This window comes from Flavobacterium hibisci, from assembly GCF_020026925.1.
Classification (GTDB): Bacteria; Bacteroidota; Bacteroidia; order Flavobacteriales; family Flavobacteriaceae; genus Flavobacterium; species Flavobacterium hibisci.
The window spans coordinates 47,640-68,448 of record NZ_JAIQDW010000005.1; the positions used below are offsets into that span (position 1 = coordinate 47,640).

18 protein-coding genes are annotated in these 20,809 nt (G+C 35.2%); 7 read left to right on the plus strand and 11 right to left on the minus strand.

The genetic code is table 11. From position 1 onward, the window contains the following. Positions 1-26 precede the first annotated feature (26 nt). Entirely contained in the window at positions 27-257 is a 231-nt protein-coding gene (locus K8B81_RS07180; RefSeq protein WP_223680362.1) for a hypothetical protein, read from the plus strand. A 203-nt stretch (positions 258-460) separates the two neighbouring features. Here K8B81_RS07180 and K8B81_RS07185 read toward each other — a convergent pair whose 3' ends face one another. Further along, positions 461-940, minus strand: coding sequence for a hypothetical protein (locus tag K8B81_RS07185; protein WP_223680364.1), 480 nt, complete (start codon positions 938-940; stop codon positions 461-463). A 112-nt stretch (positions 941-1,052) separates the two neighbouring features. On the opposite strand from K8B81_RS07185, the gene K8B81_RS07190 reads away from it, so the two are divergent. The 3 genes from K8B81_RS07190 (at position 1,053) to K8B81_RS07200 (ending at position 3,535) form a co-directional block, all read left to right on the plus strand. Continuing rightward, the gene (locus K8B81_RS07190) at positions 1,053-1,730 is read left to right on the plus strand and encodes a hypothetical protein (RefSeq protein WP_223680366.1); all 678 of its coding nucleotides are present in this window, start codon (positions 1,053-1,055) and stop codon (positions 1,728-1,730) included. A 45-nt stretch (positions 1,731-1,775) separates the two neighbouring features. Next, a complete protein-coding gene (gene dnaX / locus K8B81_RS07195) occupies positions 1,776-2,861 on the plus strand; it encodes a DNA polymerase III subunit gamma/tau (protein ID WP_223680368.1) in 1,086 nt (361 codons plus the stop codon). Positions 2,862-3,193: 332 nt separating this feature from the next. Beyond that, positions 3,194-3,535 carry a DNA polymerase III gene (locus K8B81_RS07200; protein WP_223680370.1) on the plus strand — a complete coding sequence of 114 codons (342 nt, stop codon included), beginning with the start codon at positions 3,194-3,196 and terminating at the stop codon, positions 3,533-3,535. A gap of 52 nt (positions 3,536-3,587) precedes the next feature. Here K8B81_RS07200 and K8B81_RS07205 read toward each other — a convergent pair whose 3' ends face one another. From K8B81_RS07205 to K8B81_RS07230, 6 genes are all read right to left on the minus strand, one after another. After that, positions 3,588-4,166, minus strand: a complete 579-nt coding sequence (locus tag K8B81_RS07205; RefSeq protein ID WP_223680372.1) for an NAD(P)H-dependent oxidoreductase — start codon at positions 4,164-4,166, stop codon at positions 3,588-3,590. A 275-nt stretch (positions 4,167-4,441) separates the two neighbouring features. Further along, positions 4,442-5,002 carry a Crp/Fnr family transcriptional regulator gene (locus tag K8B81_RS07210; RefSeq protein ID WP_223680374.1) on the minus strand — a complete coding sequence of 187 codons (561 nt, stop codon included), beginning with the start codon at positions 5,000-5,002 and terminating at the stop codon, positions 4,442-4,444. Positions 5,003-5,008: 6 nt separating this feature from the next. Continuing rightward, positions 5,009-5,590 carry a TMEM175 family protein gene (locus K8B81_RS07215; RefSeq protein ID WP_223680377.1) on the minus strand — a complete coding sequence of 194 codons (582 nt, stop codon included), beginning with the start codon at positions 5,588-5,590 and terminating at the stop codon, positions 5,009-5,011. A 14-nt stretch (positions 5,591-5,604) separates the two neighbouring features. Then, positions 5,605-6,495, minus strand: coding sequence for a Ppx/GppA phosphatase family protein (locus tag K8B81_RS07220; RefSeq protein WP_223680379.1), 891 nt, complete (start codon positions 6,493-6,495; stop codon positions 5,605-5,607). Between the two features lie 38 nt (positions 6,496-6,533). After that, positions 6,534-8,612, minus strand: a complete 2,079-nt coding sequence (gene ppk1 / locus K8B81_RS07225) for a polyphosphate kinase 1 (RefSeq protein ID WP_223680381.1) — start codon at positions 8,610-8,612, stop codon at positions 6,534-6,536. Between the two features lie 5 nt (positions 8,613-8,617). Continuing rightward, positions 8,618-9,103 (minus strand): SixA phosphatase family protein, encoded by a 486-nt coding sequence (locus K8B81_RS07230; protein ID WP_223680383.1) that lies wholly within the window; start codon positions 9,101-9,103, stop codon positions 8,618-8,620. Positions 9,104-9,612: 509 nt separating this feature from the next. Between K8B81_RS07230 and K8B81_RS07235 the strand changes: the two genes are divergently transcribed. The 3 genes from K8B81_RS07235 (at position 9,613) to K8B81_RS07245 (ending at position 17,858) form a co-directional block, all read left to right on the plus strand. Beyond that, positions 9,613-14,859, plus strand: a complete 5,247-nt coding sequence (locus K8B81_RS07235) for a gliding motility-associated C-terminal domain-containing protein (protein WP_223680385.1) — start codon at positions 9,613-9,615, stop codon at positions 14,857-14,859. Positions 14,860-15,003: 144 nt separating this feature from the next. Then, a complete protein-coding gene (locus K8B81_RS07240) occupies positions 15,004-15,921 on the plus strand; it encodes a PorP/SprF family type IX secretion system membrane protein (protein ID WP_223680387.1) in 918 nt (305 codons plus the stop codon). A gap of 11 nt (positions 15,922-15,932) precedes the next feature. Then, positions 15,933-17,858: an OmpA family protein gene (locus K8B81_RS07245; protein ID WP_223680389.1), complete on the plus strand. Its 1,926-nt coding sequence runs from the start codon at positions 15,933-15,935 to the stop codon at positions 17,856-17,858. A gap of 123 nt (positions 17,859-17,981) precedes the next feature. On the opposite strand, the gene K8B81_RS07250 is transcribed toward K8B81_RS07245, so the two are convergent. The 4 genes from K8B81_RS07250 to K8B81_RS07265 all read right to left on the minus strand — a co-directional run bounded on the left by K8B81_RS07250 (position 17,982) and on the right by K8B81_RS07265 (position 20,741). Further along, positions 17,982-18,479 (minus strand): CAP domain-containing protein, encoded by a 498-nt coding sequence (locus K8B81_RS07250; protein ID WP_223680391.1) that lies wholly within the window; start codon positions 18,477-18,479, stop codon positions 17,982-17,984. 162 nt (positions 18,480-18,641) lie between these two features. Next, positions 18,642-19,286: a pyridoxamine 5'-phosphate oxidase gene (gene pdxH / locus K8B81_RS07255; protein ID WP_223680393.1), complete on the minus strand. Its 645-nt coding sequence runs from the start codon at positions 19,284-19,286 to the stop codon at positions 18,642-18,644. Positions 19,287-19,358: 72 nt separating this feature from the next. Continuing rightward, positions 19,359-20,276, minus strand: coding sequence for a ribonuclease Z (locus K8B81_RS07260; protein ID WP_223680395.1), 918 nt, complete (start codon positions 20,274-20,276; stop codon positions 19,359-19,361). A gap of 132 nt (positions 20,277-20,408) precedes the next feature. Beyond that, a complete protein-coding gene (locus tag K8B81_RS07265; protein WP_223680397.1) occupies positions 20,409-20,741 on the minus strand; it encodes a ribonuclease Z in 333 nt (110 codons plus the stop codon). Positions 20,742-20,809: the final 68 nt, after the last annotated feature.

Sequence of the window (20,809 nt, forward strand, 5' to 3'; positions counted from 1 at the left end):
TATTTTTACAAAAAAAACTAGAAATCATGATACATCAATTAAAACCTTCAATATTAGTAGAAACACCACTAGGAACTGGCCAGGCCATTTTTCTTATCGATTACGGAATGCATCAGAATACGTGTTGGGTTGTAGCTTTGCAAGAAAATGGAGTTATCAAGCATTTTGACTGTAACGATGTAATTCTTTCTACAAATTACACATATGGCATGAATCTTAGAAAAAATAATTTTGAAGATAAAAAAGAAGTTACTTAATAAATATACTTTACAATTGTTTATTATGTTTTGAAGCAATCAAACTTGCATTAAAGAGAACGATCTACACAGCAAGAGTATTTATTCGTCGTAATAACATTTTGAATAATAACTGTTTTAAAATTAAACAAATTAACTATCAAAAACTTATATGATAGTGATGCGATTTATATGTTTTACAGTAAAACAAATTACTTAGTTACTTATATAGAATGCTGCAAAAATGAAACTAATTCTTCCAATTGTGTCATTTCTATATTCACAACTGATTCGACTTCAATTCCATCAGAAGCAATTATCAAATTTCCTTTATTATCTTCCTCATATCCTACAGGTAAAGCATAAAAATGAAGATTTGAAGTTGATGTTTCCTTTTTTCCATCTTTAAACCATCCATAATTGGCTTCGTAAATAACTCTATCTTCTAAAATCTGAATAGTTTCTTCTCCAAAAGTATTCCATAGAGCCATTCGAAGCGTATAAAAACCAATCAGAGAAAATATTCCTATTGTTATAAAATAACCAATGTGTAACCCACTTCCGTTTGCAATACCAATAATTGCTCCTAATAAGGGGAAAACAAAAAAAGAAAAAGCTAATCCGAACATCATTATCCGAACTAAGATTGGAGATTTTTTAACTTTTATCTTTAAGACATTATTTTGATAGTTGTATTGCTGCATTTTATAATTGTTTTATTTTTAAGTAACCAAAATAGAAATTTTTATTTTTTAAAATCAATAACGATAAACATTTTAGAAAATAAAACCTTTATTATTGTATAAAAAATCATCCATGAAACTAAAATACTTTTTTCTATTACTGTTTTTATATTCGTACAATTACTCTTTTTCTTGCGACTGCAAACCAATTGACCGAGAAAATAGGATCGAAAAAGGGCTAAAACAATCTGAAATTGTATTTTATGGAGAAGTTATAAAAGTGGATTCTGTGTCTAAAACTTTTACTTTTAAAATTATAGAATTATTTAAAGGCAAATACAATTCTCAATATATTAAAGGGAAAGAATTTACTAGCTGTTCTATTTTACCAATCCAAAAACAACTCTGGATTGTTTATGCTAATTTTAGAAAAGATAAAACTACGATTGACATAAGTGGTTGTGGACCCAGTACTGGATTTAAACCATATCAAAGTTATTTCAGTCCTCCACCACCAAAAGATACTCTTTTAATTTCAAAAGATTCGAAAATAGAATTGTTATCAGATTATGTTTGGAAATTGAAATCTGATAATCAAAATTTAGAAGATTGGGTTTATCATCTAGAAAGACTTAGAGCTTATAAAATCTTTCAAAATAAAAATTCAGAAAAAGAAAAAACGGAACACAAAATTGAAACCTACAATGAATACATAATCATTTCTTTGATTGTCAACATCGTATTATTTTTGGGTTTAATCTTTGTTATTTTAAAGAAAAAGAATTTAGCCAAATATATAAAACGACTTTAAACAACGAAACAAAAGTCATATATTTGCTATCGAATAAAAAATAATATGGAGCAATTTGTAGTATCGGCACGTAAATACCGCCCGCAGACATTTAAAGATGTTGTGGGGCAGAAAGCCATTACAAACACTTTGCTAAATGCCATAGAAAGCAATCACCTTGCTTCTGCCCTTTTATTCACTGGACCGCGTGGTGTTGGAAAAACAACCTGCGCGCGTATTTTGGCACGAAAAATAAATCAGCCGGGATATGACGATCCAAATGAAGATTTTGCTTTTAACGTTTTTGAGTTAGATGCGGCTTCAAACAACTCGGTTGATGATATCCGAAACCTGATTGATCAGGTTCGAATCCCGCCACAAACCGGACAATACAAAGTCTATATTATTGACGAGGTTCATATGTTGTCTTCGGCTGCTTTTAATGCTTTCCTGAAAACACTGGAAGAACCGCCAAAACATGCTATTTTTATTTTAGCGACTACAGAAAAACATAAAATCATTCCGACGATTTTATCGCGTTGTCAGATTTTTGATTTCAAAAGAATTACAGTAAAAGACGCCAAAGAGCATTTGGCTGACGTTGCACAAAGTCAGGGAATCAGTTTTGAAGATGATGCTTTGCACATTATTGCTCAAAAGGCAGATGGTGCGATGCGTGATGCTTTATCTATTTTTGACCGCGTGGTTTCATACTGCGGAACCAATTTAACGCGTCAGGCCGTAACCGAAAACCTGAATGTTTTAGATTACGAGACCTATGTTTCGATTACCGATTTACTTTTAGAAAATAAAATTCCGGAACTTTTGCTGGCATACAACGATATACTGGCAAAAGGTTTTGACGGGCATCATTTTATTGCCGGTTTAGCTTCTCATTTCAGGGATTTATTAGTCAGTAAAACGCCTGCTACTTTAAGTTTGCTTGAAGTTGGCGAACAGGCACAGCAGATGTACGGCATACAGGCCCAAAAATGTTCTCAGGACTTTCTATTGCAGGGAATAGATATTGCCAACGATTGTGATTTAAAATACAAATTAAGCCAGAATCAGCGTCTTTTGGTCGAATTATGCCTGATGCAATTAGCCTCTATCAACTTTGATGGAGAAAAAAAAAAGCTGAGCAATTTATAATTCCGCCTACATATTTTAAAAAGGGAGGGTATTCTATAGTTGAAAGTCCAAAATCCAAAGTCCAAAGTCCTTCTGCAGAAGCTGAAATCCCTACTTCTAAAGTCGAAAACTCAGAAACGATAACTGAAGATACACCTTCACAAAAAGTAGAAACAGTTGCATCTCCACAAGCACAAACTCCTGTTGTTGCTCAATCTGAAGTTAGTAGTGAACCTAAAGTTTCTGCTTTTTCCCTGGCAAGTATCCGAAAGAAAAAAGAGCTTGAAGCCAATGGTAAATCTTATGTTAAACCAACTTCCGTTCTGCTTACAGAAGAATTTACTGAAACAGACATGCTATTGTACTGGAACAAATACGCACAGCGTTTAGGCGAAAAAGGTTTCAAAATCATGGAATCGTTATTATTGATTAACGACCCAAAATTAAACGGTACTGTCATCACAATTGAATTACCGAATGAAGGTTCGAAATTAGATTTTGAAAGTCAGGTTAACGGGCTTTTAGGATATTTAAAAGGACATTTACACAATCATGATATTACGATTGAAGTACTTGTAAATGAAACAATAGAAAACAAAAGAAGTTTTAACGATCAGGACCGATACAATCGTTTGTTGGAAATCAACCCAAATATTGAACTTTTACGTTCGACATTTGGATTGGATTTGCCTTAGTGTTACTATTTTTTATTGTTTATTTTTAATTTTTTCTTCTCCGAAAATGTGCCTATTTGTTTCTCAAACCGAAATCATAAACTTTCTGTAACCATTTCTTTCTTTGCGCTTCATTAGCCGTTTTTACAATTCCGATATAACTCACTTTTACCGGGTTAATGCCACAAAATTGCAGGGTGCATTTTTTTAGCTGATTCACACTTGGTCTTCCATAAACCAATCGGTAATACCAGCCGGGCTGATCTAAAGTGGTAATAATATGAGCCGTTTTTCCTTTTAAAAGTTTGTCCCACCAAACCGAATTTTCACGGTATTGAAATGCCATTCCGGGTAAAAATAAGCGATCGATAAACCCCTTAGTAATGGCTGGCAGACCTCCCCACCAAACCGGATGAACCCAGACTAAATGATCGGCATTTTGGATTTTTTTCCAGGCTTCAGTTAAATCCGGTTCTAATTCGGTTCGTTTTTGATAACCAAACTGTAAATTCGGATTGAATTGCAATTCGGCAATGGTTATGGTTTCAACCTGAGAGCCGGAATCAAGTACTCCTTTATAGTATTCATTAGCAATAGCAAAATTGAAACTTTCAGGATTGGGATGTCCGTTTATGACTAGTATTTTTTTCATTGGATTTTTTTTCCAAAAATACTATCTGAGGCTTTTTTTCTACTGGACAAATGTCCTGAAAAATATTGATGCTATCTTATCTTAAGTTTTTTCTGGCGACTTAATCTTTCACGCAGATTTGATTAGATTCATCTTACTATTGATCTAAAAAAGATTTATGCAGATTTTTCAAAAAATAATCTCAAAAGTTTACAGTAAAAATTAATTCAAATAAATAATCTGATGAAATCTCTTCAAATCTGCGTGAAATAAAAAAATATTGAATAAAATAAAGTCTATAAAACAGCTTTTCTGATTCGGCTTAAATGTCTTGGCGTAATCCCTAAATAGGAGGCTAAATATTGCAGTGGAATTAACTGCAGGTATTTTTGGTGATTTTTATAAAGTTCTTCGTAGCGTTGTTTACCTGATAATTTTTGAAACGAAATCATTCTTTTGTTCAGGTTTACGAATTCAATTTCAGTTAGTTTTCTTCCTGTTTCATGCCAGTTGTAACCTGACTGATAGAGCTTTTCTAAACTTTTACGGCTTAAAACCTGTACTTCTGTATCGGTCAAAGCCTGGATATTTTCTTCTGCTTTTTCTTCTGTAATAAAACTGGCAAAAGAGGCCATAAATTCATTTTCGAAAGCAAAACAATTGGTAATTTCATCCCCTTTATGATTTATAAAAAAGGAACGGAGAATACCTTTTTTAATAAAAACAATTTCATTGCAGACCTCATCTTCTTTCTGCAAAAAATCACCTTTTTTGAGTTTTCGAAACGTAATTAAACTATCTAAAAGGTTTAATTCATCCTCAGTAAAATCCTGAATGGACTGAAAAACAGCTTTCATGATTAATTAATCTTTTGAACTGAAAACTTTTTCAATTCTCTTATCCGGAATAAGCCATAATAAAGCCACTGCCAGATAAGCAGCACCAGAAATCCATTCAGTATAAAAAGAAGAAACAATACCTACAACATATAAAATTGTAGAAACAATTCCTTTAAAATCGCTTCCTATCGCTTTTGCCAGTACCGAATTTTCTCCTTCATTACTAATGATAAGCCTTTGCAGGATAAAATAAGCGATTGCGGATAAAAACAAAACGACACCGTATAAAGTCATAGCTGCTGGTTCAAAATTATGTTCTCCCATCCATCCTGTGGCAACCGGAATTAAGGATAACCAAAACAGCAAATGCATATTTGCCCACAGAATTTTTCCGTTTACTTTAGACAAACCATGAAGTAAATAATGATGATTATTCCAGTAAATCCCAACATATATAAAACTAAGGATGTAACTCAGAAACTTAGGAATAAGTGGTTTTAAATCGGCAAACTCATGTCCGTGCGGCACTTTAATTTCTAAAACCATAATGGTAATAATAATCGCTAAAACGCCATCACTGAAGGCTTCAAGTCTAGTTTTGTTCATTTAATAAATCCTAATTAAATTTTACCGTAGTACATCGCTTTTACAATCCCGTCAGAAAGTCCGATTTTCGGGACATAAATCTGGCGTGCCCCGCTCCATTTCATTGCATTCAGATAAATACGTGTTGCATGGATGATTACATCGGCACGGTCGGAATTCAGACCTAATTCGGCAATTCTCTGCTCATAAGTCAACGAATTTAAAAATGCATATTGTGAATTAATATAAATATAGGAAAGCGGTTTTTCCTGCTGCTTGCCGGACATTTTAAATAACTTATTGATGTTTCCACCAGAACCGATAAGGGTAACTTCCTCATAATCTTTGGTATTGGCTTTAATCCATTTTTCAATCTCATCCCAAACCACATCATGAACCATATTATTGAGCAAACGGACTGTCCCTGCCTTGAATGATCTTGAATTGATCATTTTTCCATCTGAGAAAAGGGTAAATTCGGTACTTCCGCCGCCAACATCTACAAAAAGATAGGTTTGGTCTGTTCTCAGCAAATGATGCAAGTCTGTTGAAGCAATAATGGCCGCTTCTTTTTTTCCGTCTATAATTTCAATTTTTATGTCGGCTTTTTTCTTAATCAGGCCTACCACTTCTTTGGCATTATAAGCTTCCCGCATAGCAGAAGTCGCAAAGGCCATATAACGCTCTACTTTATGAACTTTCATTAAAAGGTTAAATGCTTTCATGGCATCAACCATTCTTTCTATATTTTCTTCCGAAATTTCACCAACCGTAAAAGCATCCTGCCCTAAACGTATTGGTACACGAACAAGTGAACTTTTATTAAACTGAGGCTCTTTGCCATCCTGTTCTACAACATTCGATATTAGTAGCCTCATGGCATTTGAACCGATATCTATTGCTGCATATTTTTTTATTTTAATCATGCTCACTTATGATTTGAAATTTAAAATTTGTGTAATTATTAATTTGTTTTCTGGACAGCTGTTTCGGCTATTTCGATTTTATTCTGATAATATTTATAGGTTTCCAATTGTGCCCTGAAAGGAGCATGATGATTTCGGGCTTTGTATTTATTGTCTAATTTATAAGAATGGTATCTCACTTTTACATTCCCTTTCCAGGCAATATTGAAATTATCTATTAATTCTTTTTTAATCGACAAATCATAAATAGGACAAGTCACTTCTACTCTTCCATCAAGATTTCGGGTCATAAAATCAGCAGAAGAAATGTACACTTCGGTTAAACCGGCATTTCCAAAAATATATACTCTCGAATGCTCTAAATAATTATCAACGATACTGATTGCTTCAATATTTTCGCTCATTCCCGGAATTCCCGGAATCAGACAACAAATCCCTCTTACCTGCAATTGAATCTTAACTCCTGCATTACTTGCTTCATATAGCTTATCGATCATTTTAAAATCAGATAAACTATTCATTTTTAGCTTAATGTGAGTTTTTCTACCTGCCAGGGCGTGCAAAATTTCACGGTCAATTAGTTTAATAAATTTGGTTCTTGTATAGTGAGGCGATACAATTAAATGTTTGTATCTGTGTATTCTGTAATTGATATCGAAGAATTCGAAAATTTTAGAAACATCTTTTAAAATTCCCTGATGACAGGTAAAAAGCGTTACGTCAGTATAAATTTTGGCTGTAGCTTCATTAAAATTTCCGGTAGAAATAAATCCGTAACGACGTGTTTTTTCGTTTTCTACTCTTTCAATAACACATATTTTACTATGGACTTTTAAGCCTTTCATTCCAAAAATAAGTTCAATTCCTTCAGTCTGCATTTGTTCTGCATATGAAATATTCGAAGCTTCATCAAATCGTGCCTGAAGTTCTATTTGAACTACTACCCTTTTACCATTTTTGGCCGCATTAATCAGCGAACTAATAATTTGTGAGTTCTTAGCCAGACGATATAAAGTAATTTTAATACTCGTTACTTTTGGATCTAAAGCTGCCTCGCGCAAAAACTTAGTCAGGTAGGAAAAAGACTGGTATGGAGCATGAACCAAATAGTCTTTTTTATTTATTTTTTCTAAAATACTTCCGTCGAGACTCAAACCCGGAACAGGCAAAGGCTCATTTGGTTTATAGAGTAAATCGTATCGTCCTAAATTTGGAAAACTCATATAATCACGGCGATTGTGGTATCTTCCGCCCGGAATAATACTATCTGTTTCTACGATTTTCATTTTCTCTAAAAAGAAATGCAGCGTATCATCTTCAATCTGGCTGTCGTAGATAAAACGAACCGGTTCCCCTATTCGGCGGTCTTTTACAGATGAAGCAATTTTTTCAAGCATACTTTTACTCAAATCGCTGTCAATATCTAATTGGGCATCACGTGTAATTTTGATCATGTGAGCCGAAACACTTTTAAAATCAAATATATTGAAGATGCTTTTTAGTTTATAGCGAATAACATCATCGATTAGAATCACATATTGTTTTTCGTCTTCTGAAGGAAGCACAACAAACCTGTTTATGTTTTTAGGAATTTCAATTAAAGCATAACGAATCTCATCATTTGCCAATTCTAAACGTACAGCCAGATAACCCAAAGTATCTTTGAGAACCGGAAAAACGGCTAGGTCATTCAAAATAATCGTCACCAGTTCCGGACTTAATTTTTGCATGTAAAAGTCCTTTAAGAAAGCTTCCTGTTTTGGGCTGATCTGATCTTCCGTTATAATAAAAATATTTTCAGTTTCAAGTTCGGCTTCTATATTCCCTAAAATACGCAAACTTTCAGATTGCTGCTGAATAACAATTTCTGTAATATCTTTAATTAACTGATGTGCAGAAATACCACCTAAATATTTCTCTCCGGAAATTCCTGAAAGGCTCAGTCTCCGTATTGCAGCATATCGAACTCTAAAAAATTCATCTAAGTTGTTTGAAAAAATTCCAACAAAACGCAGTCTGTCTAAAAGCGGAACCGTATTATCACCGGCTTCCTGAAGTACTCTTGCATTAAATGCTAACCAGCTTTTTTCTCTGTCGATATATTTCTGTTCGTGCACGTTATTTATTTTAAATCTTTGGGGAAAATAGTTTTATGGGTTTTGCCTTTATCAATCGTATCCCAGCTTTCTGAATCGAATTGCAGTGATACGAAACCTGAAGTTGGAACATTTTCTAGAAAAACATCCCCAAATTTATTAACAAAATTTGTAATAGCCTCGTTATGTCCAAAAAGAATAACGCTTTCTAAACTATTATCACATGATTTGATAACTTTTTCAAGATGTCTTTCATCAAAAGTATACAATTCGTCTTTAAATAAAATACTTTCTAAGGGATAGGATAAATTTTGGGCAAAAATTATTGCTGTTTCTGAAGCTCTGGCAGCTGTACTGCTCCAGATTGTATAGGTTTTAGGGAGAAATTCCGCAATGGCACCTGAAACGCTGTGGGCATCTAAAATACCTCTTTTCATTAAAGGTCTGTCAAAATCTTTCAGCGGAGCTTCCCAACTGGATTTTGCATGTCTTATTAAAATTAAATTTTTCATAAACAAGGATATTTTTAAGTATAGATACCAGGAATAATTCAATTCCTAATTTACAAAAGAAATTCTAAAAGCCTATGATTTTTTTATTCTGTTAACATTTAAAGGATAATTATTAACCCAAACAAAAACGCAGCACAAATTGTTTTATTAAAAAAAGCGTCGTTCACCTCTTAAAACAATCACTTAATCGATATTATCAAACAAACGAAAAAAAACACATCAATAAATTGACTTACAATACATTAACACAAATAGACGATTAAAAAACCATCATTTAATTTGTTACAATTCTATTAAAAAAAGATATTTTAAAATACTTATTTAACAAAAAATATGCAGTTAAACGTTTTTTCAGGTTAGTTACAGATAAAAAAAACATAATTAAAACAATGTATATAATTTTGATTCATAGATTTAATGTTAAAATTTTGAGATTATCATAATACCACTTTTCCGCCTTTATTAAATCTAAAACGCACTTTAACTGAATAACCCCAAAAATTCATTAAATGCAAGAAGTCCAAAAACATTTTAATCCTAACTTAATAAAATTAGAGATTATGGAAATCATTACTTATTTTTTTACATTCAAAAATATTAGAAACGTTTTCATAACGTTCATGCTAATATTTATTACAAATGGCTATTCTCAAAATACATTCGATGGAGATTATTGCCCAGGCCCCAATACAGTTGGTGATGAATATGCAACTGGCACTGTTTACAGCAAACTATTATTAGCAAGTCCTTCTTCAACGTGTCAAATTGGGACGATTCATGCAAAAGTTGACACTCAAAATCAAGTATTAAGATTAGGTATGGACATTGGTAATGGTGGTTCAGCTCTTTTTAGATTGTACTTAGATACCAATAATGATCCTTTAACCGGACTAACATCAGACTCATTTGGAGGTACCATCAGTGTAGGTGGTGCTGAATATATCTTAGAGATTAATTCTAACGGAAATGGTTTTACTTTATATACCGGAAATGGAAATATTAAAACTCAAACTAACATTATTCCTCCAGGTCTTGCTGCACAGGCTGGTAATGCAAATTGTAATTCTGGTGCTACCTTTTTAGAGTTTAATATTCCTTTTGGAAGTTTAGGAATTAATATTTGTGATCCCAATAACCCTGGTATAATCAATGTTACAAAATTAACATCTGTCAGCGGTAACTCTCCTAATTCAAGTCCATGTATTAATACCCCACTTACTTTTGGAATTCCATTAAAAGGAACAGTGGGACCAAACACGACTATTTGTTCAGGATCTAGTAGCGCTTTAACAGTAACCGGGCTCACTGCTAATTCTACTGTAATCAAGTGGCAATCCTCTGTTGCTCCATTTTCAGTGTGGACAGATATCCCTAATACTGCAGGCTTAACAGCTTATAATACAGCTAATTTAACAGCAACTACATTATTCAGAGCAATATTTTCTAATTCAGGTTTATGTTCTGGAAATGATATAGCTACAAGTCAAGCAACCGTAACGGTAAATACTCCTACTGGTTGTTCTATTACTGGTACTTCTGGTCCTGTATGTTTGTCTTCTTCTAATGTATATGTGGCTCCAGCCAATATGACTAGCTATACATGGTCTTTGCCTTCAGCCACTGCAAATGGTGCTACAATCACATCTGCTTCAAATGCACAAAGCGTAACTGTTTTAGCTGGTTCTACTTGTAATACAACGTTCAAATTATTATTAACTACTACTTTAAATGGATGCAGTTCTACTTGTGAAAAAGTAGTTACTGTTAACGACACCACTGCACCAATGTGGACAACTGCTGCAGCTTCTCTGGATGTGACTTTGCAGTGTAGTGACCTTTCCGGTTTGGCAACTGCTCAGGCAGCGGCACCAATCGCTACCGATAATTGCGGCGCAACTGTAACTTACACCAAAATAAGCGGAAGCTTTACAGCAGGTTCTTGTATCAACTCCGGAACATACACTAATACATGGGTAGCCAAAGATGTATGTCTAAATACTTCAACCCTGTTTACACAGACCATCACCATTCAGGATACCACTGCTCCTGTATGGACAACAACTGCAGCTTCTCTGGATGCGACTTTGCAGTGCAGCGACGTTTCCGGTTTAGCAACTGCTCAGGCAACGGCTCCAATCGCAACCGATAATTGCGGCGCAACTGTAACTTACACCAAAACAAGCGGAAGCTTTGTAGCGGGTTCTTGTATCAACTCCGGGACTTACACTAACACCTGGGAAGCCAAAGATGTATGTCTGAATACTTCAACCATATTTACACAAACCATCACTATTCAGGATACCACTGCGCCAATGTGGACAACTCCTGCGGGTGCTTTGAATGTAACATTGGAATGCAGCGATATTTCTGGCTTAGCAAGCGCTCAGGCAGCGGCACCAATCGCTACCGACAATTGCGGCGGAACTGTAACTTACACCAAAACAAGCGGAAGTTTTATGGCAGGTTCCTGCATCAACTCCGGGACATATACCAACACCTGGGTTGCCAAAGATGCATGTCTGAATACTTCAACAACATTTACGCAAACTATCACTATTCAGGATACCACTGCTCCTGTATGGACAACAACTGCAGCTTCTCTGGATGTGACTTTGCAGTGTAGTGACCTTTCCGGTTTAGCAACTGCTCAGGCAGCGGCACCAATCGCTACCGATAATTGCGGGGGAACTGTAACCTATACCAAAACAAGCGGAAGCTTTACAGCAGGTTCTTGTATCAACTCCGGAACATACACTAATACATGGGTAGCCAAAGATGTATGTCTAAATACTTCAACCCTGTTTACACAGACCATCACTATTCAGGATACCACTGCTCCTGTATGGACAACAACTGCAGCTTCTCTGGATGTGACTTTGCAGTGTAGTGACCTTTCCGGTTTAGCAACTGCCCAGGCAGCGGCACCAATCGCTACCGATAATTGCGGGGGAACTGTAACTTATACCAAAACAAGCGGAAGCTTTACAGCAGGTTCTTGTATCAACTCCGGGACTTACACTAACACCTGGGAAGCCAAAGATGTATGTCTGAATACTTCAACCATATTTACACAAACCATCACTATTCAGGATACTACTGCGCCAATGTGGACAACAGCTGCGGGTGCTTTAGATGTGACTTTGCAATGCAGTGATATTTCTGGCTTAGCAAGCGCTCAGGCGGCAGCTCCAATAGCTACAGATAATTGCGGAGGAACTGTAACTTATACTAAAATCAGTGGAGAATTACAAAGAGGAAACTGTGGAAGCACAGGAACTTATACAAATACATGGGAAGCTAAAGATATTTGTCAAAATACTTCAACTATTTTTACACAAATAATTACTATTGAAGATAATGCAGCGCCAACATGGATTACACCGGCAGGGACTTTAAATGTTACGCTACAATGCAGTAACACAGCAGGATTACAAACTGCTCAAAACCAGGCTCCAGTTGCTTCTGCAAATTGTACCATAGTTACTTATACTAAAACCAGCGGTGAATTTAAAGCTTCTCAGGGTTGCGTCAATGCTGGAACTTATACCAATAGCTGGATCGCAAAAGATGATTGCGGAAATGTTACAGATAGTTTTACACAAGTAATTACCATCGAAGATACAACCGCTCCTACCTGGGCTACTGAAATGGCTTCTTTGAATATGACTGTGCAATGCAGCGACACAGCAGGTCTGGCAAATGCTCAGGCTCTGTTTCCTGTGGCTTCTGATCTTTGTGATGCCGATGTGTCCAATATCGTAAAAGTGAGCGGTCAGTTAATGGCTGCTGAAGGTTGCGCAAATGCCGGAACCTACACCAATACCTGGACTGTAAAAGACGATTGCGGCAATACTTCCGAGACTTTCACTCAAGTGATTACTATCGAAGACACTACTGCCCCAACATGGGCAACTGAAATGGCTTCTTTGAATATGACGCTTCAATGCAGTGATACAGCAGGATTGGCAAATGCCCAGGCAATGTTCCCTGTGGCTTCTGATCTTTGTGATGCCGATGTATCCAATATCGTAAAATTAAGCGGTCAGTTCATGGCTTCTGAAGGCTGTGGAAATTCCGGAACTTACACCAACACATGGACTGTGAAAGACGATTGCGGAAACACTTCCGAGACTTTCACTCAGGTAATCACTATCGAAGACACCACAGCGCCTACATGGGCTACTGAAACGGCTTCTTTGAATGTGACTTTGCAATGTAGTGATACAGCTGGATTGGCAAATGCGCAAGCAATGTTCCCTGTCGCTTCTGACCTTTGTGATGCCGATGTATCCAATATCGTAAAAATAAGCGGTCAGTTCATGGCTTCTGAAGGCTGTGGAAATTCCGGAACTTACACCAACACATGGACTGTGAAAGACGATTGTGGCAATACTTCTGATGTTTTCACGCAAGTGATTAATCTGGAAGACACAACGGTGCCAATGTTTACAGGAAATCTTCCTACAGATATTACGGTTTCCTGCGATGCAGTCCCTGAACCAGCCACATTACAAGTCTCAGATAATTGTAATAGTAATTTACCCGTTGTCTTTTCTGAAACAAAAAGTAATATTCAAAATGAATGCCCAAGCAACTACACGTTAACACGTATATGGTCAACAACTGATTGCAGCGGAAATACTGTTTCACATTTTCAAATTATAACGGTAAGAGATACAACTGCACCTACAGGAACTGCACCTGTAAGTGTAGCTGGTTTACAAAGTATTGCCAATATACCCGCCGGAAGCCCACAAGATATAACAGATGCAGCAGATAATTGCAGCGAGAGCGTAAACATCTCGATAACTGATTCGAATAATGGAGGAAGCGGCTGTGATGGAAATGCTTATATCTTAACCAGAACCTATGCCTTAACAGATTGTGCAGGTAACAAAACTGAACTGGTACAAACCTTTACTGTCGAAAATAAAATTTCAGTAACGGGGACAGCTTCAAATGTTACCTGCTTTGAAGGCAGTAATGGCTCTATTTTAGTGACTAGCAGCCCGGGGTCAGTAGTTATTATCAGAAATCAAAACAATGAAGTAGTAGGCAATACTAATTTACGCGCCGGAGTCTACACTCTTACAGCAACCTCATCGGTAAGCAATAATAATCAGGTTTGTTCAGCCACAGCTACCGTGACTATCACACAACCTGAAAATGTTATTCTCAACCTTAACAGCGATGCCTGTAATGCTGACTCATCACCACTAAACCTTGCCAATTTATTGCCTGAAGGTATTTCCAGAACAGGTATCTGGACTGACACAAGTGGTACTAATGCATTACAAGGAAATATCCTTACCGTTTTTGGGCTTCCATTAGGCAGTTATACTTTCGAATATAAGACCACTAACGAAGATTGTCCAAGAAGTATCTCATTAAATTTACTTGTAAATGATGACTGTAAAGTATTAGCCTGCGAAAATGTGGTAGTACATAATGCGTTCTCTCCCAATGGTGACGGTATCAATGACTTTTTCAAAATTGACAACATTGATGAAACAACGTGCTATCCTGAAAATACTGTAGAAATCTATAATCGCTGGGGAATACTGGTATTCGAAACTACTAATTACAACAATACCACCAACGCTTTTGACGGAACTTCCAGAGGCAGAACAACAATCAAACAATCTGAAGGACTGCCTACAGGAACATACTTTTATATCATTAATTACAAGTCATTAGACGGTAATAATGCACTTCAGTCGAATAGAAAAGACGGTTTTCTTTATTTGTCTAAATAAAAACCATTTGTAATTCGGTGTAAACTTCTTATACCGAATTACAAAATAATAAAAATCCTTGTTTGAGTAAGTGAATATCAGGGCTTATTGTTAAGGATTTATTGGTAAAAATCATTAGTAATAATGGCAAAAAAAATAGCTACTATGAGAACAAAATTATTTTCCTTCGCTTTTATGTTCGTATCCATGGTAAGTTTTGCACAGCAAGATGCTCAATTTACGCAATACATGTACAACACGATAAACATCAACCCTGCCTATGCAGGTTCACGTGGAGCTTTAAGTGTTTTCGGCTTATACCGCACGCAGTGGGTTGGACTCGATGGTGCTCCCGAAACAGGCTGTTTATCAGTCAACACACCAATAAACAACAGTAATTTAGGTATAGGCGGGTCTTTGGTCAATGACAAAATTGGACCTACAAATGAAACCAACTTTTCTGTTGATATTTCTTATACCGTACAGACATCAGCTGATTTTAAATTGTCTTTTGGTATTAAAGGAACAGCAAACATGTTCAATCTGGATATTAATAAATTGAATCCGGATGTTGCTGGAGATCCCCAATTTCAGGATTTTAACAATAAATTCTCTCCTAATGTAGGTGCCGGAGTTTACTGGCATTCGGATAAAGCTTATCTGGGTTTATCCGTACCGAATTTTATCGAAACAAATCGTTTCAATGACAATGATGTTGTTATTTATAAAGATAAGATCAATTATTACTTTATGGCCGGATATGTTTTTGACCTTGATAAATACCAGTATATAAGATTTAAACCATCCTTATTAACCAAAATGGTAGAAGGAGCCCCATTACAAGTAGATCTATCAGCCAATTTTATGTTTATCGACAAATTTGTAGTGGGTGTTGCCTACAGATGGAGTGCTTCATTGAGTGCTATGATAGGATTTCAAATTACTGATGGGTTTTATCTTGGATATGGTTACGATCGTGAAACCACGAATTTAAACAATTATAATTCTGGGTCGCATGAAATATTCCTGCGTTATGAATTCTTTACTAAAAATGGTAAAATAACAACTCCTCGTTTCTTTTAAAAATAGTTATCATGAAAAAGTTTATACTACTTTGCTTCACAATAGCAAGTGTTTTTTCATTCAGATGTTACGCCCAACAATCGAAAGTAAATGCTGCTGAAAAAAAATACGATGGCTATGCCTACATCGACGCCATAAAAACCTATGAGAGATTAGCCCGGAAAGGATACAAGTCTGAAGATATGTTTAAGAAACTGGGGAATTCTTATTACTTCAATTCTGATTTTGAAGGAGCTGCAAAATGGTACGGAGAGTTGTTTGCCATGAATGCAAATCCGGAACCTGAATTTTACTACAGATATGCCCAATCACTAAAGTCAACAGGAAAAACGGATCTGGCCAATAAAATCCTCTCTGAATTTAACTCAAAATATCCAAATGACAATCGGGGCAAACTTTATAAAGAAAATGTAAATTACCTTGATAAGATTAAAGCCAACTCAGGACGCTATACTATTGAAGATGCCGGAATCAATTCACAATATTCTGACTACAGTACTTTTGTAGCCAACAATAAAATTTATTTTGCTTCGGCTCGTGACACCGGTAATTTTTCACAGCGCAAACACAAATGGACTGGTGAATATTTTACCAATTTATATGTTACAGATGTTGATTCTGTAAAAGTAAAAAAATTCAGGACTGCACTGAATACTAAATTCCACGAATCTTCTCCGGTACTTACAAAAGACGGAAAAACAATTTATTTTACACGTAATAATTATTTAGATGGAAAAAAAGGAAAAAATGAAGACAAAATTACTTTTATCAAAATTTACAAAGCCACTCTTGAAAATGGCAAATGGACTAATATTAGAGAGCTTCCCTTCAGCAGCAACAATTACAGTACTGCTCATCCTGCACTTAGCCCTGATGAAAAAACTTTATATTTTGCTTCTGATATGCCCGGAAGTATGGGGCAGTCTGATCTGTTTAAGGTTAGCATCAATGAAAAAGGTGAATACGGCAAACCTCAAAACTTAGGTAAATCAATTAATACGGAAGGCAGGGAAACTTTTCCGTATGTCAGTAATGAAAATGAAATTTATTTTGCCTCAGACGGCCATCCCGGACTTGGAGGACTGGATGTTTTTGTAGGTCAGATTGATCCCGACGGAAGTATCAGTGATATCGAAAATGTAGGTGCCGATGTCAATTCGCCTAAAGATGATTTCGCTTATACAATTGACACAGCCACAAGAGAAGGCTATTTTAGTTCCAACAAAGATGGAGGTAAGGGTTCTGATGACATTTATAAATTTCTGGAAACACGAAGATTAAAATGTACTCAGGAATTATACGGTCTTATTACGGATGAAGCTACCGGAATGATCTTACCGGGGGCAAAAATCAGTTTATATGATCGGGATTTGAATCTGAAAAGCACCATCAATGCTGATGATACCGGAAATTATAATTTTAAAGTTGAATGTAAAGAAACGTATTATGTGAGGGCAGAAAAACCGGAATATAACACCAAAGAAGTAAGCATTGAAATTCCTGATAAAACTGGCAGAACAAATCTTCCAATAGCTTTAGAAAGTGCAAAATGCAAAGTCACCATAGGCGATGATTTAGGAAAATGTTTCGGTATCAAAATGATTTATTTTGACCTGGACAAATCTAACATCAGGGAAGAAGCTGCTTTAGATTTAGAAAAAATATTAGATGTACTGAATCAAAATCCTAAAATGAAACTGGATATCCGTTCTCATACAGACAGCAGGGCAAGCCATAAATACAATGAGTCTTTGTCAGACCGAAGAGCAAAATCAACCATCGAATGGCTAATTACAAATGGTGTTGACAAAAACCGTTTAACCGGCAAGGGCTACGGCGAGACACAACTTGTAAACGAATGCTCTGATGGTGTAAAATGCAGCGAAGAAAAACATCAGGAAAACAGACGAAGCGAATTTATTATAACCGCTTTATAAAACGAAAACGGAAAAAACCAATTCACCTCAGCTACCCTTCGGGGTAGCTTCTTAAAAAAATAAGTCGTTGCAAACATCACTTTACAACGACTTAATAACTAAACCTGAATACTAACTTTCTTTTTAAATTTTTGCAAAAATATTGGTATAATATTTTTTACCTGTTTCTGCATCAATTTTAACAGCAATACCAAAGTGGGTATAATCCCCTTCGATATTTTGTTTATGGGATGGACTATCTAACCATGCTTTTAAAACACCTTCGGCGGTTTGATAATTATATGCAATATTTTCTCCAACTTTTTTAGCACCCAGGACATCAATAATATTCTCCGACCGGGCTATAAAGTCATTATGATTTACAACTTTATTTGCAATCATGTAATTATCGTGTTCTTCTGATTTAAAAGAAATATGATTGACTGTTTTTAAACTATTCAATCCTATACTTACACGATATTCGTTTATTAACTCCAACACTTTTAATTCTGAAGTATTATAAGTATATTCTGTTACAAGTTCAGAGTTAGACACATTATTGTTCTCAACTGAATCTGATGAACAAGAACCTAAAATATAGACAACAGCCAAAAGGAATATTGTCTGAAACAATTTCTTCATAAAATAATTAGGTTAAAATATAAAGCAGAATTTGGGACAATTCGTTTTAATATTTGGAAACGTTATTAATTTACACTTCAAAAAAACAAAATTATCGTTTAAACGACAAATTTAATCGATGAAATGCACTATTATTTTTTATTTATAATAAAAAACTTACAATCAAGGTGATAATCGCTGAATACTCCAACTAAAATCTGGCTGACTTTTATAACAAATTCGGTCATGCAGTCTATTAGCTCTGCCCTGCCAAAATTCAACTTCTAATGGAGTAACGATATAACCTCCCCAATGCTCGGGTCGTGATATTGATTTCCCATCAAAAGTAGTTTCCAGTTTTTTTAAATTTTCTTCTAAAAAAGATCTTGACGGAATCACCTCACTTTGATTCGAAACAACAGCTCCCAACTTACTTCCGTCAGGACGAGAATCAAAATAATTATCTGATATAATTTCAGAAGTTTTTTGAGCAATCCCTTTTATAATAACCTGACGTTCCATTTCCTGCCAGAAAAAAGAGAGACATACATGTGGATTAGCCGCAATCGCTTTCCCCTTTTCAGAATTATAATTGGTATAAAAAATAAATCCCTCTTCAGAAAATTTCTTTAATAAAACCACTCTGGATTTCGGAAAACCGTCTAATCCAATCGTAGAAACAGTCATTGCATTTACTTCTCCGCTTCCGCCAAAATCTTCTACTTCATGAAACCACCGGTTAAAAAGGTTAATTGGATCCTCAGGAATAGAATCTTCCAACAATTCACTTTTTTCGTAAGATCGCCTATAATTGCTTAAATCGTTCATTTTTATTTTTTATTACAAGTTAATTGTAAGATGTGAAATGTAAAATAATAAAACTAAAAAACATATTACATTTTACTTAAAATCATTAAACTCAAACGAAACCCCGTCATCTGCCAAAAGTACATTTGGAAAAATCGTTTCAGCTTCTTCTTTAAAACGTTGAATCGATTCGTATCTTGTTGAATAATGCCCTAAAACTAATTGCTTTGCATTCGCTTTTAAAGCAATCGTTGCGGCTTCTTTCGCTGTTGAATGTAATGTTTTTTGTGCCAAAGGAGCTTCGGATTCCAAAAATGTAGATTCATGATATAAAACATCAACATTTTCGATAATAGGAATAATCGCTTCATTATAGACGGTATCTGAACAGAAAGCATAACTTTTTGATGGATTTGGATCAAAAGTTAATTTTTCGTTTTCGATTACAGTTCCGTCATCAAGCGTAATATCGCCTCCGTTTTTTATTTTCTGATAATAAGCAACATGAATATTATAACGCTGAACTGCTTCAATATTCAATTTTCTTTCGTCCGGTTTTTCTGTAAAGAGATAACCATTGGTATAAACACGATGCTTTAACGGAATCGTCTTGACTATAACTTTCTTATCTTCAAAAATAACTTCACTTTCTTTTGATTCTAATTCATGAAAAAACAAACTGTAAGTTGTCCACGATTCCGTCAATTTCAATTGAAGAAGAATAAGTTCTTTAATTCCCTTTGGCCCATAAATATGCAAATCGGTGGTTCTTCCCAAAAGGGAAAAAGTCGAAACAGTTCCAATTAATCCGTAAAGATGGTCTCCGTGAAGATGTGAAATAAAAATGTGATTAATTTTCGAAAATTTAATCTTATTTTTCCGAAGCTGAACCTGGGTCCCTTCGCCACAGTCAATTAAAAACAATCTGTTTTTAATTTCTAAAACCTGTGAGGTAGGGTTTGTAATTGTCCTTGGAGTAGCTGCATAGCAACCTAGTATAGTTAACTTCAATTTTATATTTATTCGTTTTTAGGTAAATCTTTTAATCGCCAAGGACTAAAATTAGATAAAAAATCGATTAAACAGCTAAATAAATTTAGTCTATTAATTTATTTAAACGAATGAATAAAAATAACGGAATTCTTAAAACCCCAGATCTCTTTCTATTTCCTCCATTTCGATAATATCATGCGCTTCCAAAAGAGACGGAACAACGGTTAATTTATCAGAAATAGCATTAAAATCAAGTGCTGTTGCTACGATTACAAACGATTTTTTTACTTTTTTTTGCTGTTTGGAAAGCGGTAAAAAAAGCTTCAGATCATTTTCAGTTAAATTGGAATCCGAAGTTAAATCGATAATAATATTTTGTTTTTCAAAGGTTTTAAATTGCTGCGTCACTTTTTCAAGGAAAGATTTAAAATCTCCCTGAGTATCTTTAATCGTAACGGTATGTCCTTTTTGATCTACTTTCATTTTATAATGGTGGGGCTTATATAAAAATTGATATTTCTGAAGCAAAGGTACGAAGTTTTTTCTTTGTT

What these genes read in the sequence shown, in the direction of transcription:
- K8B81_RS07180 (WP_223680362.1), top strand. Translation starts at nt 27, where the DNA reads ATGATACATCAATTAAAACCTTCAATATTAGTAGAAACACCACTAGGA.
- K8B81_RS07185 (WP_223680364.1), bottom strand. Translation starts at nt 940, where the DNA reads ATGCAGCAATACAACTATCAAAATAATGTCTTAAAGATAAAAGTTAAA.
- K8B81_RS07190 (WP_223680366.1), top strand. Translation starts at nt 1,053, where the DNA reads ATGAAACTAAAATACTTTTTTCTATTACTGTTTTTATATTCGTACAAT.
- dnaX (WP_223680368.1), top strand. Translation starts at nt 1,776, where the DNA reads ATGGAGCAATTTGTAGTATCGGCACGTAAATACCGCCCGCAGACATTT.
- K8B81_RS07200 (WP_223680370.1), top strand. Translation starts at nt 3,194, where the DNA reads ATGCTATTGTACTGGAACAAATACGCACAGCGTTTAGGCGAAAAAGGT.
- K8B81_RS07205 (WP_223680372.1), bottom strand. Translation starts at nt 4,166, where the DNA reads ATGAAAAAAATACTAGTCATAAACGGACATCCCAATCCTGAAAGTTTC.
- K8B81_RS07210 (WP_223680374.1), bottom strand. Translation starts at nt 5,002, where the DNA reads ATGAAAGCTGTTTTTCAGTCCATTCAGGATTTTACTGAGGATGAATTA.
- K8B81_RS07215 (WP_223680377.1), bottom strand. Translation starts at nt 5,590, where the DNA reads ATGAACAAAACTAGACTTGAAGCCTTCAGTGATGGCGTTTTAGCGATT.
- K8B81_RS07220 (WP_223680379.1), bottom strand. Translation starts at nt 6,495, where the DNA reads ATGATTAAAATAAAAAAATATGCAGCAATAGATATCGGTTCAAATGCC.
- K8B81_RS07230 (WP_223680383.1), bottom strand. Translation starts at nt 9,103, where the DNA reads ATGAAAAATTTAATTTTAATAAGACATGCAAAATCCAGTTGGGAAGCT.
- K8B81_RS07235 (WP_223680385.1), top strand. Translation starts at nt 9,613, where the DNA reads ATGCAAGAAGTCCAAAAACATTTTAATCCTAACTTAATAAAATTAGAG.
- K8B81_RS07240 (WP_223680387.1), top strand. Translation starts at nt 15,004, where the DNA reads ATGAGAACAAAATTATTTTCCTTCGCTTTTATGTTCGTATCCATGGTA.
- K8B81_RS07245 (WP_223680389.1), top strand. Translation starts at nt 15,933, where the DNA reads ATGAAAAAGTTTATACTACTTTGCTTCACAATAGCAAGTGTTTTTTCA.
- K8B81_RS07250 (WP_223680391.1), bottom strand. Translation starts at nt 18,479, where the DNA reads ATGAAGAAATTGTTTCAGACAATATTCCTTTTGGCTGTTGTCTATATT.
- pdxH (WP_223680393.1), bottom strand. Translation starts at nt 19,286, where the DNA reads ATGAACGATTTAAGCAATTATAGGCGATCTTACGAAAAAAGTGAATTG.
- K8B81_RS07265 (WP_223680397.1), bottom strand. Translation starts at nt 20,741, where the DNA reads ATGAAAGTAGATCAAAAAGGACATACCGTTACGATTAAAGATACTCAG.